This is a genomic window from Lysobacter sp. M2-1 (assembly GCF_022662495.1).
Taxonomy (GTDB): Bacteria; Pseudomonadota; Gammaproteobacteria; order Xanthomonadales; family Xanthomonadaceae; genus JAKPBU01.
Genome location: NZ_JAKPBU010000001.1, coordinates 1,185,206 through 1,198,665, shown reverse-complemented (window position 1 = coordinate 1,198,665; position 13,460 = coordinate 1,185,206). Strand labels below are relative to the sequence as shown.

General features: G+C 69.7%; 14 protein-coding genes. 5 read left to right on the top strand and 9 right to left on the bottom strand.

Annotated elements, in window-relative coordinates; genetic code table 11:
- Positions 1 to 8: 8 nt before the first annotated feature.
- Together MC375_RS05230 and MC375_RS05225 are read left to right on the top strand one after the other, a co-directional pair.
- Positions 9 to 716 (top strand): SIMPL domain-containing protein, encoded by a 708-nt coding sequence (locus MC375_RS05230; RefSeq protein WP_242102241.1) that lies wholly within the window; start codon positions 9 to 11, stop codon positions 714 to 716.
- A gap of 74 nt (positions 717 to 790) precedes the next feature.
- Positions 791 to 1,810 (top strand): winged helix DNA-binding domain-containing protein, encoded by a 1,020-nt coding sequence (locus MC375_RS05225; protein ID WP_242102240.1) that lies wholly within the window; start codon positions 791 to 793, stop codon positions 1,808 to 1,810.
- 55 nt (positions 1,811 to 1,865) lie between these two features.
- On the opposite strand, the gene MC375_RS05220 is transcribed toward MC375_RS05225, so the two are convergent.
- The gene (locus tag MC375_RS05220) at positions 1,866 to 3,140 is read right to left on the bottom strand and encodes a sialidase family protein (protein ID WP_242102239.1); all 1,275 of its coding nucleotides are present in this window, start codon (positions 3,138 to 3,140) and stop codon (positions 1,866 to 1,868) included.
- A 54-nt stretch (positions 3,141 to 3,194) separates the two neighbouring features.
- On the opposite strand from MC375_RS05220, the gene MC375_RS05215 reads away from it, so the two are divergent.
- Positions 3,195 to 3,566: a DUF2007 domain-containing protein gene (locus MC375_RS05215; protein ID WP_242102238.1), complete on the top strand. Its 372-nt coding sequence runs from the start codon at positions 3,195 to 3,197 to the stop codon at positions 3,564 to 3,566.
- Positions 3,567 to 3,579: 13 nt separating this feature from the next.
- Here MC375_RS05215 and mnmG read toward each other — a convergent pair whose 3' ends face one another.
- Both mnmG and MC375_RS05205 read right to left on the bottom strand, forming a co-directional pair.
- Positions 3,580 to 5,469 carry a tRNA uridine-5-carboxymethylaminomethyl(34) synthesis enzyme MnmG gene (gene mnmG, locus MC375_RS05210; protein ID WP_242102237.1) on the bottom strand — a complete coding sequence of 630 codons (1,890 nt, stop codon included), beginning with the start codon at positions 5,467 to 5,469 and terminating at the stop codon, positions 3,580 to 3,582.
- Positions 5,470 to 5,872: 403 nt separating this feature from the next.
- Positions 5,873 to 6,526 carry a hypothetical protein gene (locus MC375_RS05205; RefSeq protein ID WP_242102236.1) on the bottom strand — a complete coding sequence of 218 codons (654 nt, stop codon included), beginning with the start codon at positions 6,524 to 6,526 and terminating at the stop codon, positions 5,873 to 5,875.
- 123 nt (positions 6,527 to 6,649) lie between these two features.
- Between MC375_RS05205 and MC375_RS05200 the strand changes: the two genes are divergently transcribed.
- Together MC375_RS05200 and MC375_RS05195 are read left to right on the top strand one after the other, a co-directional pair.
- Positions 6,650 to 7,633, top strand: a complete 984-nt coding sequence (locus MC375_RS05200; protein WP_242102235.1) for a pyridoxal-phosphate dependent enzyme — start codon at positions 6,650 to 6,652, stop codon at positions 7,631 to 7,633.
- 29 nt (positions 7,634 to 7,662) lie between these two features.
- On the top strand, positions 7,663 to 8,079 hold the full coding sequence (locus MC375_RS05195; RefSeq protein WP_242102234.1) for a ketosteroid isomerase-related protein: 417 nt from the start codon (positions 7,663 to 7,665) through the stop codon (positions 8,077 to 8,079).
- Between the two features lie 60 nt (positions 8,080 to 8,139).
- Here MC375_RS05195 and MC375_RS05190 read toward each other — a convergent pair whose 3' ends face one another.
- From MC375_RS05190 to bioF, 6 genes are all read right to left on the bottom strand, one after another.
- The gene (locus tag MC375_RS05190) at positions 8,140 to 8,715 is read right to left on the bottom strand and encodes a hypothetical protein (protein ID WP_242102233.1); all 576 of its coding nucleotides are present in this window, start codon (positions 8,713 to 8,715) and stop codon (positions 8,140 to 8,142) included.
- A gap of 102 nt (positions 8,716 to 8,817) precedes the next feature.
- Positions 8,818 to 9,456, bottom strand: coding sequence for a hypothetical protein (locus tag MC375_RS05185; protein WP_242102232.1), 639 nt, complete (start codon positions 9,454 to 9,456; stop codon positions 8,818 to 8,820).
- A complete protein-coding gene (bioC, locus tag MC375_RS05180; protein ID WP_242102231.1) occupies positions 9,456 to 10,364 on the bottom strand; it encodes a malonyl-ACP O-methyltransferase BioC in 909 nt (302 codons plus the stop codon). The genes MC375_RS05185 and bioC overlap by 1 nt, the downstream gene beginning before the upstream one ends.
- The gene (gene bioH, locus MC375_RS05175) at positions 10,361 to 11,188 is read right to left on the bottom strand and encodes a pimeloyl-ACP methyl ester esterase BioH (protein WP_242102955.1); all 828 of its coding nucleotides are present in this window, start codon (positions 11,186 to 11,188) and stop codon (positions 10,361 to 10,363) included. Before bioH ends, bioC begins: the two co-directional genes overlap by 4 nt.
- Before the next feature lie 5 nt (positions 11,189 to 11,193).
- Complete coding sequence (locus MC375_RS05170) at positions 11,194 to 12,201, bottom strand: multidrug resistance efflux transporter family protein (protein ID WP_242102230.1); 1,008 nt, start codon at positions 12,199 to 12,201, stop codon at positions 11,194 to 11,196.
- On the bottom strand, positions 12,198 to 13,406 hold the full coding sequence (gene bioF, locus MC375_RS05165) for an 8-amino-7-oxononanoate synthase (protein ID WP_242102229.1): 1,209 nt from the start codon (positions 13,404 to 13,406) through the stop codon (positions 12,198 to 12,200). The genes MC375_RS05170 and bioF overlap by 4 nt, the downstream gene beginning before the upstream one ends.
- Positions 13,407 to 13,460: the final 54 nt, after the last annotated feature.

Below are 13,460 nucleotides of genomic sequence, written 5' to 3'. Positions count from 1 at the left end.
GGATGCGCATGAAGGGCTGGTGGTGGCTGCTTGGATTGGCAGCGAGCTGGAACGTGCAGGCAGGCACGCCGTTACCCGACGGGCCGCATATCGTCGTGTCGGGCGAAGCGAAGGTTTCGGTGAAACCCGATTCGGCGCGCATCCGTTTCGATTTCGAGCACCGTGCGCAAAGCCCACTGCCGGCGAAGCAATCCGTCGACTCCTCAGTCAATACGCTGCTGGCAGTGTTGCAGGGCTATGGCATCGCAGACGCCGACATCTCCGCATCCGATCTCAACGCAGCCGAAGACGTCGAGTACACGGATTCGGGAAAGCGCGTGTCCAATGGCTACGAGGCGACACGGAGCGTCACCGTCGTGCTGAAGGAGATCGACCGGTTGAACGAGCTTCTCGACGACGGACTTCGGTCCGGTGCCCGCGAGATCGGCACGATCGTGTTCGAATCGCGTCGGGCGGAGGATCTGCGCGAACAGGCAAAGCTCGAAGCGGTGGCGGAGGCCAGAGCCAAGGCCGCGGACATGGCCAAGGCCTTCGGCGCAGGCATCGGGTCGGTCTACAGCATCGACAGCGTGGGCTCGCATCTCGCCAGCGGTTACGGCGCCACGACGCTGGATAGCATCGTGGTGACTGGTTCCCGCGCAGCCGGCGGCAGGTATCTGCAACCCACGGTCGAATATGCGGCGAGTGTCAGCGCGGTGTTCGAGCTGCTTCGCTGAGATCTGCCGTGGCATCGATGTCTTCGCCGGAACCCAGCCCGGATCTCACGGCACATCGCTTGCAGCGGTTGGGCTTGGCCGAACCCGTCTTCGATACGCCAGAAGCCGTGGTTTCCTGGCTCGGCGCAGTGCAGGCGCAGGACTGGTACGGCTCGCTATGGGCAGTGGGCTCGCGCATGCGCGCGGCGAGCGAGTCGACGATCGAACAGGCGATCGCGGACGGCAGCATCGTGCGCACCTGGCCGATGCGCGGCACATTGCATTTCGTGGCGCCGGCCGACGTGCGCTGGATGCTGCAGCTGCTCGCACCCCGGGTGGTTGCCGCCAATCGCGCGCGGATCGAACGCGACTTCGGTCTTGACGAGTCCACGCTCAAGCGCAGCCGCAGGATCGTGGAAAAGGTGCTGGGTGTAGGCCAGCCAATCGCGCGCACCGATCTGTACGCCGCGCTCGACGCCGGCGGCATCGGCACCGAACGCATGCGCGGCATCCATGTCACCGGCTGGCTGGCGCACCACGGCGTGATCTGCGGCGGGCCGCGCGTCGGCCGGCAGCCGACCTTCGTCCTGCTCGACGCCTGGGTCGCACCCACGACGCCAAAGACCCGTGACGAGGCGCTGCATACGCTTGCCTTGCGCTACTTCCATTCGCACGGGCCGGCGACCGCGCAGGACCTGGCCTGGTGGTCCGGGTTGACGGTCAGGGACGCGCAACTGGCGGCCGCACTGGCAGAACCCGAGCTGCAGGTGCTGGAGGTCGCCGGGAAGCGCTACCTGCACGGCGACACGGCCGAACCGATGCCTGCGGGCGGCGTGCATCTGCTCGCGCCGTTCGACGAATACCTGGTCGGCTACCGCGACCGCCGCGCGGCCGTGGAACCTGCGCTGAGCCGACAGGTGATCGGCATCAACGGCCTGGTCAATGCCTCCGTGCTGGTCGACGGCAAGGTGGTCGGCACCTGGAAACGTGTCCTGGGCAGGGACGGCGTATCGATCGATGTCGCGCCGTTTCGCGCGCTGCGACGTGGCGAGCAGGCGCCGCTGAAGCGCGCGATGAAGCGCTACGCCGCGTTCATCGGCAAGAAGCTGCTGTAGGAGCGCCTCTGGGCGCGACCGCACAGCACAGATCAGGTCGCGCCCACGGGCGCTCCTACAGGACTTTGGGCGTGTACACCGCGCCGTGCAGGCTCGCCGTGCCGCCGGCAACATCGGTCCAGACGAGATACGCCTTGCCTTCGCGCAAGGCCAGCTGCGGGAAACCGGTGCCGCGGCCGCGGCCCTGCAACCTGGCCACTTCGACCTTTTCGATCTGTTTCGACAGGTCCGGTGCATAGCGCGCCAACCACAGCGACTGGCCGGCATCGCCCTCGCGCAGCCACAGCACCCAGGCATTGCCGGCATCCAGGGCCACGTCGACCCGGCCCTGCACGGTGTCGTCCTGCTCCAGCACCAGCGGCGCGGAGAAGCTGTCGCCCGCATCGGTGCTGCGCGCGAGCTTGACCGTCGGCTGATCGCCGGCGCCGGTGTACCAGGCCACGACGACCTCATCGCCACGCGCCGCCACCGACGGGCCGTTGACCGGGCAGGCCGGCATCTTCCACTGGTCGGCGAAGACCGGCTTCGACGGACTCCATGCCTTGCCATCGAAGCGGGCGACGTGGATGTCGCGGATCTCGTCCTCGGTGCGGTCGCGATAGACCAGCAGCGGGCCTTTCGCGGTGAGCGCGGCGTCCGTCTGGCAGCAGTCGCAGACCGACGCATCCAGCTCGACCTCGCCGTCGGTGCGCAGCGAGCCGTCGAACACCGCGCTGCGCAGGGTCATCGCACCCGCGCCATGGCCGTCGTGCCCGGTCTGCGCATGTCCAGCGGCGGCCACCATGTTGCGTCCGTCGAGCCAGGCGATGCCGAGCCGGTCGTTGCCCTGCGGCCACATCGAGACGAAGCCGTGTTCGCTTACCGTGCCGTCGGCGTGCGGGCGCAGCGGCTCGCTCCAGTTCATGCCGTCGTTGCGCGAGGTGCTCAGCAGCACGTCGTAGGACGCACCGGCTTCGGCCGACTTCTGCAGCCATTGCACCCAGAGAGCGCCATCGGGCGTGGCCAGGATATGCGGCGTGTCGGCCCAATTGACCACGAAAGAGGCACCGATCGCGATCGTCTTCGGACCCTGCCAGTGCCCGGCAGGGCTGAACTCGGCGTATTGCAGGCGGGTGCGGCGGCCAGGCTGGGTGTCCAGCCAGCTGAGCAGCAGCCGGCCGTCCGGCGCGGTGACCAGATCGGGCTGGGCGGCGCCGGGCGCAGCGGGCAGCGTCCAGGCCTGCAGGCCCGGCTGGGTCGAGTCGCCGGCCGTCGCGGGGGCTTCGTCACGCGAACAGCTCGCCGCAGCCAGGGTGGCAACGAGCACCGTCAGTTGCAGGATCGTCTTCATCGGCGCAGGTTACCGCAGTCGCCGTTCCGGGCTGCACCGGATTCCACGCCGCCCATGTTCACCACCATCGCCAGCTATCACGATCCGATCGAGGCGCATATCGCCTGCGGCCGGCTGCGCGCCGAGGGCATCGACGCGCACGTGGCCGACGACCAGATGGCGGTGGCGAACTGGGAATGGCGGCTGGCGGTCGGCGGCACGCGGCTGCGGGTGGCCGACACCGATGCCGAACGCGCGCGGTCCGTGCTGCGTGAACTCGACGCTGGCGGGTTCGCACTCGATGTGGATGCCGCGGGCGAGCGCGCGCTGCAGCTGCCCGAACGCGAGTCGCTCTCCAGCCGCATCGCCTGGGTCGCGTTGATGCTGTTCAACATTCCGCTGCCGTGGCGCCGGCGCAACAACGACGATGCCGTGCGCGAGGCATGAGATCTCTACCGCCTTACGCCACCTGAGCCTGCTTCCTGCGGGTCAGGTGCACCAACAGTAGCGAAATAGCGGCCGGCGTCATGCCGGGGATGCGCTGAGCCTGGCCTACCGTTTGCGGGCGCACGCGTTCGAGCTTCTGCCTGACTTCCATGGACAGCCCGCGCACGGCGGCGAAGTCGAAAGCTTTCGGGATCGCGGTACCCTCGTTGCGCTGTTGCCTTGCGATCTCCTCGCGCTGGCGATCGAGATAGCCCGAGTACTTCGCTTCGATCTCGACCTGCTCGGCCACTTTCGCATCGTCGACGCCTGGCCCCAGCGTGAGCACCGAGACGAGCCGCGCGTAATCGAACTCGGGTCGCTTGAGCAGATCGAGCGCGTTGTTCTCGCGCGATACGGCGATGCCCGTGGCGGCTTCGATGGCGCGGCCCAGCGCATTGTTCGGTGCCGCCCACAGCCCGCGCAGGCGCGCGGTTTCGGCGGCGATGGCGTCGCGCTTGCGCGCGAACGCCGACCAGCGCGCGTCCTCGACCAATCCCAGTTCGCGCCCGATACCGGTCAACCGCAGGTCGGCGTTGTCCTCGCGCAGCTGCAGCCGGTATTCGGCGCGGCTGGTGAACATGCGGTAGGGCTCGCTGGTGCCATGGGTGATCAGGTCATCGACCAGCACGCCCAGGTAGGCCTGGTCGCGGCGCGGCGACCAGGCGTCCTGCTGCCGGGTGTAGAGCGCGGCGTTGAGCCCGGCCAGCAGGCCCTGCGCCGCAGCCTCTTCGTAACCGGTGGTGCCGTTGATCTGGCCGGCGAAGAACAGCCCCGACACCGCCTTGGTTTCCAGCGAGGCCTTGAGTCCGCGCGGGTCGAAGAAGTCGTATTCGATCGCGTAACCGGGGCGCGTGATATGCGCCCGCTCGAACCCGCGGATGCTGCGCACCAGGTCCAGCTGCACATCGAACGGCAGCGAGGTGGAAATGCCGTTGGGGTAGATCTCCATGACTTCCAGGCCTTCGGGCTCGACGAAGATCTGGTGACTCGCCTTCTCCGCGAACCGCACCACCTTGTCCTCGATCGACGGGCAATAGCGCGGTCCCGTGCCTTCGATCTGGCCCGAGTACAGCGGCGAGCGATGCAGCGCGCCGCGGATGATTTCGTGGGTGCGTTCGCTGGTGTGCGTGATCCAGCACGAGACCTGGCGCGGGTGGTCCGCCTGCGAACCGGTGAACGAGAACACCGGTCTCGGATCGTCGCCGGGCTGTTCCTCCATCACCGAATAATCCAGCGAACGGCCGTCGATGCGCGGCGGCGTGCCGGTCTTGAGCCGATCGATCACGAAGGGGCGTTCGCGCAGGTTCCGCGCCAGCGTGGTCGCGGGCGGGTCGCCGGCGCGGCCGGCCGCGTACTGGGTTTCGCCGACGTGGATCTTGCCGGCCAGAAAGGTTCCGGCGGTGAGCACCACCGCCGGCGCCTCGAAGCGCAGCCCGGTCTGGGTGATGGCGCCGTGCACGGCGTCGTTGTGGATGAGGAGATCGTCGACCGCGCCCTGGAACACGGTCAGCCCGGGCTGCTGCTCCACTGCACGGCGGATGTAGGCGCGATACAGGGTGCGATCGGCCTGGCAACGCGTAGCGCGTACCGCGGGACCCTTCGAAGCGTTGAGCGTGCGCCACTGGATGCCTGCAGCATCGGCTGCCCGCGCCATCACCCCGCCCAGCGCGTCGATTTCCCTGACCAGATGTCCCTTGCCGATGCCGCCGATGGCCGGGTTGCAGCTCATCGCACCGACCGTTTCGATGCTATGGGTCAGCAGCAGGGTGCGGGCACCGGCGCGCGCGGACGCCAGCGCCGCCTCGGTGCCGGCGTGGCCGCCGCCGATCACGATCACGTCGTAGCGGTGGAATGCGTGGTTCATGCTGCGAAGAATGCCATGGCGGGCGACGGGGGCAGGACAGTTGGCACGGTCCGTGCGTAATCCTCAGGGCACCCGATGTGGCAAGCGCGGGGGCGCTAGGGCCGGGTATGGAACAGGGACCGGTCGAGCGCACGTCGGGGGAGCCAAGGGGCCGGATGTCGGGGGACGTCCGGCCCCTTTTTTTGCCCGTTGTCCGGTCGCTGGCGGCCTGAAGCCGCGAAATCGTCCAGCCAGCCGCTGGAGGTTTAGGCGCCGACGCCCGACGGGGAGCGGAACAGGGGGGATCCGGGAATCCCCGCCGGGTGTCGACATAGGGTGAACTCTACCCGATGTACGTCGGAATGCGACGCAACCGGTCAACGGTCGCTAGGGTGCGGGGATCGCGCCCGCTGCGCAAGACCGATCAGGGCTCCTGAGCGCGACGCAGTTCTCGTTCCGAGCGCGCGCGTGGCGCTGGCGCCCGCGCCGGCCGCTGCGGGACGGCGCGGCGCTCGACATTTCTGGACGGGGCATCCACGCGCGGCGTTACGTTTCTTGGCGGCGCTGCGATGCGCGGGGTAGGTCGCTGGATCACGCCCTGGCGCGGGCTGGGCGTCGCCAGCCGGCCGACCGCGCCCGGCTGGGTCTCCTGCCGGCGGCGCAGCATGTCGCCACCATCGTCGGCCCAACGCCGCCACGGTGGCTTGCCGCCGTTGTTGTCGCCATCGCCGTTGTCGTTGTCGTTGTCGTTGCCGCCATGGTGGTCGTCATCGTCGTCGTGATCGCCGTGCCCATGGTTGTGGCCGTCGCCGTGATAGTGGCCGCGCGGGTAGTAGTAATAGGGATAGCCGCCGTAATAACCGCCGTACCCGTAGCCGTACGGATAGCCGTAGGCGCCGCCGTAGTAGCGGCTGTAGGGATATCCGTAGCCGTAGCTCGCACCGCCGTAGTACCGAGCCGCGGGACGACCGTAGTAATAGCCGCCGTCGTTGTAGCCGTCGCTATAGCCATAGCCGGCCGTCACGCAGCCGCCAAGCAGCGCCGCGCACATGGCGGGCAGAAGAAGTTTGCGGATCATGTCGATCGCCCCTGTGGATAACTCACTGCAGCTTCGGCCCGATGCATTGAATGCGTGCTTAATTCCGGCGGTCGATCGACATCATGCCTGAACGCGTTTATCGGGATCGGCTAGGCTGAGGGCATGTCGCGTTCGCCAGCCACTGTCTCCGTGTCCCACGAGTCCCTGCCCGACGCGGCCGACGTCCTGTCCGCGGCCGCCCGGATCGCGCCGCATGCGCACGTCACCCCCGTCTTGCGCATGGCCTCGATCGACCAGCAGGCCGGCTGCCAGCTGTATTTCAAGGCCGAACACCTGCAGCGCGCGGGCGCGTTCAAGTTCCGCGGCGCCTGCAACGCGGTGTTTTCCCTCGACGAAGCCCATGCCGCACGCGGCGTGGTGACCCACTCCTCGGGCAACCACGGCGCCGCGCTGGCCCTGGCCGCGCGCACCCGTGGGATTCCTTGCCACGTCGTGGTGCCCGAAGGCGCCGTGGCCAGCAAGCTGGCCGCGATCGAAGCCTATGGCGCGACGCTGCACCGCTGCGCGCCCAGCATCGCCGCGCGCGAAGCCGAAGCCGCGCGCGTCCAGGCGCGCACCGGCGCCGAACTGGTCCACCCGTATGCCGATGCCAGGGTGATCGCCGGCCAGGGCACGGCGACGCTGGAGCTGCTTACTGCCGTCCCCGCGCTCGACGTGGTGGTGGTGCCGGTGGGCGGCGGCGGCCTGGCCTCGGGCACGGCGATCGCGGCGGCGGCGCTATCCCCGGGCACCCGCGTGGTCGGAGCCGAGCCCAGCGGAGCGGCCGATACGATCGCGTCGCTGGCGCGGGGCGAACGCGTCACCGAATTCACCCCTGAGACGCTCTGCGACGGCCTGCGCGGCACCTTGGGCGCGCCCAACTTCGCGCTGCTGCGCAGCCATGACGTCGAAGTGATCGCAGTCGACGACGCCGACACGATCGCGGCCATGCGCCTGTTCTGGCAACGCGGCAAACAGCTGGTGGAACCCTCGTCGGCAATCGCGCTGGCCGCGGTGCTCACCCAGCCGGCGCGCTTCGCCGGGCTGCGCGTCGGCGTGATCCTGAGCGGCGGCAATGTGGATCTGGATGCCCTGCCCTGGCGCTGATTGCGCCCGACCTACCGTGAGAATCCACCATGAATCACGACCGCCAATCCGCGATCGAGCAGATCCAGCGCTACTACGACGCCTTCAACCGCGGCGACTGGACAGCGATGCTCGATTGCCTGCACGCGGACGTCGTGCACGACCTCAACCAGGGTGCGCGCGAAACCGGACGCGAGGCCTTCGCCGCATTCCTGCAGCGCATGGACGCCAGCTACCAGGAGCAGCTGCGCGACATCGTGGTGATGGCAACCGACGATGGCGGCCGCGCCGCCGCCGAATACGTGGTGCATGGCCGCTATCTGCGCAGCGACGAGGGCCTGCCGCCTGCGGACGGACAGACCTATGTGCTGCCCGGTGGCGCCTTCTTCGAGCTGCGCGACGGGCGCATCGCGCGCGTGACCAACTACTACAACCTGCAGGACTGGATCGCGCAGGTCGAGGGCTGACTTCGGCGGTTCGGCGCAAAGATCCGATCGCATCGGTCTTGAGCGCCGATGCCTACGACGCTACTGCAGCGGAATCTGCCGCAGCCCCTGGTCCAGCAGCAGCCGCGTCACCATCGCCCGCTCCGGCTGCGGGCGGTCCGCCAGCACGTCCAGCATCTGCCCCAGCGATCGGCAGCGTGCATCGCGCGGTGCCCCCGTCGACAGGCCGGCGCTGAATCCGTCGTGCAGCATCGCCGCACGCGCGCCGTTGGCCCTGAGCGCCTGCGCCGCGGCGGCCTGGTCGTACGCCTGCGGCTGTCCCTGCAGGCCGGCGACCAACGCGTTGGCGATCGAATCGACGAAGCGCTGGCGGCTGGCGCCGCTCAGGCGCGTCGCCACCTCGTTCAGGGCGTTGATCCCGCGGTCCGCCTCGGCGTCGAACAGGCCGCAGATCGCCTCGGCTTCCTGCGGCTGGCGCATCGACCCGTGCAGCGCATGGAACAGGCCGTCGATCTGGGCGTCCGGCGTGCGCACCAGCACGTCCTGCACTTCGCCCATCAGCGCGCCGGGGTCGAAACCGTCTAGGCCTTGCTGGGCGTGGCCAGCAGCCGGCAGGGCCACCGCAACGGCAAGCAGCGCGAGGTGGAGCAGACGCATGGGCGCAGGTCCGGGTGACGGGAAGCCGGCAGTCTAGGTGCCGGGGTCTGAATCGCGAGCGACGCTGCGGCGCACAGGCGAAACCCGCCGCCAGCGCATGCATCACCGCTCGATACGCTGCAGCCCCTCGCGCATCAACAGCCGGGTGATCATCGCGCGCTCGTTGAGTGGCCGCATCGAAACGGTGTCCAGCAATTGGCGCAGCGCGCGGCAGCGCGCCTGCTGGCTCGCCGCGTCGCTGCCCTGGCCATTGAGGCCCGCGACGAAGCCGTCGTACAGCATCGCCGCGGTCACGGCCGCCTGACGCAGGGCGCGCTGGGCGAGTAGCGGGTCGTAGGGCTGCGGCCGCGCGGCCTGCGCTGTCTGCAGCAGCGCATCGGTCGCCTGCTGGAAGCGGCGCTGGCTGGCGTCACCGAAGCGCAGCGCGGTGCGGTTGATCGCGACCAGATCGCGACGCGCCTGCGGATCGAACAGGGCGCACATCGCCGAGAGTTCCTGCGGACTGCGCGCGGCCTCGGCCACCGACTGGAACAGCTGGTCCAGGCTCGCATCCGGCGCGCGCTCGATCACCGTTTCGCTGCGCGCCAGCAGCAGCTGGGGATCGAAGGTCCAGCTCGCACGCTCTTCCGCGCCGACGGCGCAGGGCAGCAGCCCGAGCAGTACAACGAGCGTGCGGAACCGGCATGACATGCTGGGCAGTGTAGGAAACCCGGTGAAATCGGCGATGAAGCGCGGGGGCACTAGCGGCGGCGGATCGGAATCTGCGACACCGGCACGCTGGTCACCTCGACCCCGCCTTCACGGATCGGTGCGCCTGCCTGCGGCGCCCAGGCCTGCGCGTAGATCGCTTCCCAGGTGACGGGCAACAGCCCATCCGCCCGGCGCTCGCGCTCGTACGCTGCGGCCGCGGCGGCGAAACGGGCCTTGCCGGTGAGCGTATGCCGGCGCCCCTGCAGCGCATTGGTCGCCCCGAGGGTGCGCAGTTCGCGCATCAATTCGGGCAGGTCGCGATGGCCATGCACGAACAGGTCGCGGTCGAGCACCGGATCGCGGAATCCGGCATGCACCAGCGCATCGCCGAAACGCGCGATCGAGGGAAACGGGCTGACATGCGGTGCGTCGTCGGCTTGCGAGAACGCGCTGCGCAGCTCGGCCAGCGTATCGGGGCCGAACGTCGAGACCAGCAGCAGACCGCCCGGCCGGAGCACGCGCCGGAAGCCGGCGAACACCGCCGGCAGATCGTCGATCCACTGCAGGCACAGGTTGGAGAACAGCACGTCGACGCTGCCCTCCACCAGCGGCAGGGCGCGCGCATCGGCGCAGATCCGGTCGAACGGCTTGCGCAGCCCCAGCCGCCAACCGCGACCCTTGCGGCCCGCCTCGCGCAGCATGAGCAGCGCCTGGTCCAGCGCGAGCACCCGTGCGTGCGGCCAGCGCTTGTGCATGGCCGCGGCCGCATGGGCGGGCCCGCAGCCCAGGTCGACGACCAGCTCCGGCGGGCGCTCACCACGCGCAGGATCATCCAGGTAATCGAGCGATTCGAGCAGGCGCGCCTCGATTTCGCGCTGTAGCCGCGCCGCGCGTTCGTACTGGCCTGCGGCTCGCGAGAACGCGCGACGGACCTGGCGCGTGTCGAAGGTGTCGGTCATCGCTCGATGCCCGTTCCCTCATCGGCGGGGGAAGGTTGGGATGAGATCGGCGTGCGCGAACCAGAATTGGCCGCGAGGAATGCTTCGAACGCGGCGGCAACGTCTTCGGTATGGGTCAGGAACGGCGCATGCCCGCCATGCTCGATCTGGACGAACTGCGCATCGGGCGCGCGCGCCGCGGCTTCGCGCATCGCACGCGGATCCACCAGCCGGTCGCGGCGCCCCGCGATCCACAGGCTGGGCACGCGCAGCTGCGCAAGTCCGTCTCGCAGGTCCACGGTTTCGAGCAGCTCCAGTCCGCGCGCCAGGATCTGTGCCGGTGGCTCGCCGCGCGCGAACAGCTGGTGCCGCAGCGCACGCACAGCCTCGCGCGCGTGATCAGCACCAAACGCCTCCAGGGCCACGAAACGGTCGAGCGTGCCGCGGTAGTCGCTGCGCAGGCCGTGGGCGAAGTCCTGGAAGATCTCGGGCGAAACGCCATGGCGCCAGTCGTCGCCGCGCACGAAGCGCGGGCTGGCGCACAGCATCACCAGCGCCGGCACGCGTGCCGGATCGCGCAACGCCGCATGCAGCGCGAACAGGCCGCCGAGCGACCATGCGCACCACGGCGCGTCCGGCACCTGCGCGGCGATGGCGTCGACGGTGGCCTCCAGTTCCAGCGCAACATGGCTGTCGCGACTGAACCCATGCCCGGGCAGGTCGACCACATGCAGGGTGTAACGCGCGCCCATGCGCTGCACGAGCGGTTCGAACACGCCGCCATGCATGGCCCAGCCGTGCAGCAGCACCAGGGCTGGACCGTCGCCCTGCACGTCCACATGCAGCCGGCTCATGCGCCGTGGTCCGAACGCAGGGCATCCACGCTGCGCGGATCGCGCGCGCTCGGGCGCGCCGCGATCCACCCGAACAGCGCGATACCGGCCATCACCAGCAACGCGCCCCACAGCGCAATGCCGCGTGGCCACTGCTCGCCGAGCAGCGCAACCCCGAGCAGGGTGGCGAAGAGCAGTTCTGCCGCCTGCATCGCCTCGGCCGCGCCCAACCCGACCGGGTTGTCGCGCACCATGCCGGTGGCCTGGAAGAACAGGATCGTGGCGATGATGCCGGCGCTGAGCGCCACCCCGGCCGCCAGCCAGACCTGGGCGGCAGTAGGCGGCCCGGCCTGCAGCCAGGCGTAGACCGCCAGCGCCAGCCAGACCGGCTGGCTCACCAGGACCAGGCCGAACACGCGCTGGGTCGCATCGAGCTGCTCGCCGGTGCGCTCCAGGTGCAGCAATAGCAGACGGTTGCCGAGCGGATAGGCGACCGCCGATGCCAGCACGCATACCAGCGCGATCCAGCCGGCGCGGTCGAGTGCGCCATCGGCATGTCCGAATTGCATGAGCAGCACGCCAGCGACGATCACCGCGCCCACCGCCAGCGCGGCGCGCGGGATCCGCCGGCGCGCATCGCGGTACAGGAAGGGCGCGCACAACATGCCCGCGATCACGGTGAACTGGAAGCTGCCGGCCACCAGCCACGAGGGTCCACTGGCGGCGGCATAGCTGAGCAGCGTGTAGAACAGAACGAAGGCGATGGCGGCATACGCCAGCCAGCGCCAGGGATGGGCGCGGATCGCCGAACGCACCGCCGAGCCGCCGCCATGCCAGGCCATGATCGGCAGCATCAGCGGCAGCGTGATCAGGTAGCGCAGCGCGGCGATCCAGGCCCAGTGCGCATCGGTGCTGGCGCTGGCGCGGTTGAGCACATAGGTGAAGGTGAAAAAGAGCGCCGACAGCAGCGCGATGCCCACGGCCGCCAGCGCGCGGCGCGCGGGGACGTCGGAACCCGGGCTCATGCGGCGTCCCCCGCGTCCACCGCATCCCGAGCGCGCGCCAGCGCCCGCGCCAGCGCATCGATGTCCCGCTGCGTATGCAGCGCCGACAGGGTGATGCGCAGGCGCGATCCGCCTTCCGGCACCGTAGGCGGGCGGATTGCACCGACCCAATGGCCCTCCCGTTCCAGCGCGGCGGCCATTGCCAGCGCCCGCTGCTCGCTGCCGCAGGGCAGCGGCTGGATCGGGGTGGTCGACGGCAGCAGCGCGAGGCCGTACTCCGCGGCCAGCGCGCGGAACCGCGCGATCGCAGCGGCCAGCGCTTCGCGCCGCCAGTCGTCCTTGCGCGCCAGCCGCACCGCGGCGAGCGAGGCCGCGGCCTGCATCGGCGACAGCGCCGTGGTGTAGATGTAGGGGCGTGCGCTCTGCGCCAGGTGTTCGACCAGCGCTTCTTCGCCGACCACCAGTGCACCGTAGCTGCCCAGCGCCTTGCCGAGGGTGAGCAGCCGCAGCGGCACCGCATTCACCCCCAGTCCCGCGTCGGCGACGCTGCCGCGTCCTTGCGGGCCGAGCACGCCGATGCCATGCGCATCGTCGACATACAGCAACGCCGACTGCGCCTGCGCGATTTCGGCCAGGGCGCGCAGGGGCGCGACATCCCCGTCCATGCTGAACACCCCGTCGGTGGCGAGCATCGCCGCGCCATCGGGCGCTGCCTGCAACTGCCGCAGCGCGCCTTCCGCATCTCCATGCCGATAGCGGCGCAGCCGGCACCCGGCCAGGCGCGCCGCATCGATCAGGCTGGCGTGATTGAGTTTGTCCTGCACGCAGACATCGCCTTCTCCCATTAATGCCTGCACCACCGCGAGGTTGGCCAGATAGCCGCTGCCGAACAGCAGCGCGCGCGGCGCCTGCAGCCAGTCGGCGACCTCGCGTTCCAGCGCCGCGTGGATCGCACCATGGCCGCAGACCAGGTGCGAAGCGGTGCTGCCGGCGCCGTCGCGGGACAGCGCATCGGCCGCCGCCGCGGCAACCGCCGGATCCTGCGACAGGCCCAGATAATCGTTGCTGCAGAAGTTGAGCAGCCAGCGCTCGCCGCCTTCGCCGTCGCCGACCTCGCTGCGCGCGCCGTCGCGGCGCAGCACCGTGCGGCGCACGCGCTGGCGCTGCTGCGCGATGCGTTGCGCACGCAGATGGGCGATGCGGTCGTGGAGGCTGGTGCGCGGCATGGGATCGACTGCGGGCTCGGTCATTCCGGCGCAAGGCGGGCGGTTCGTCGACTT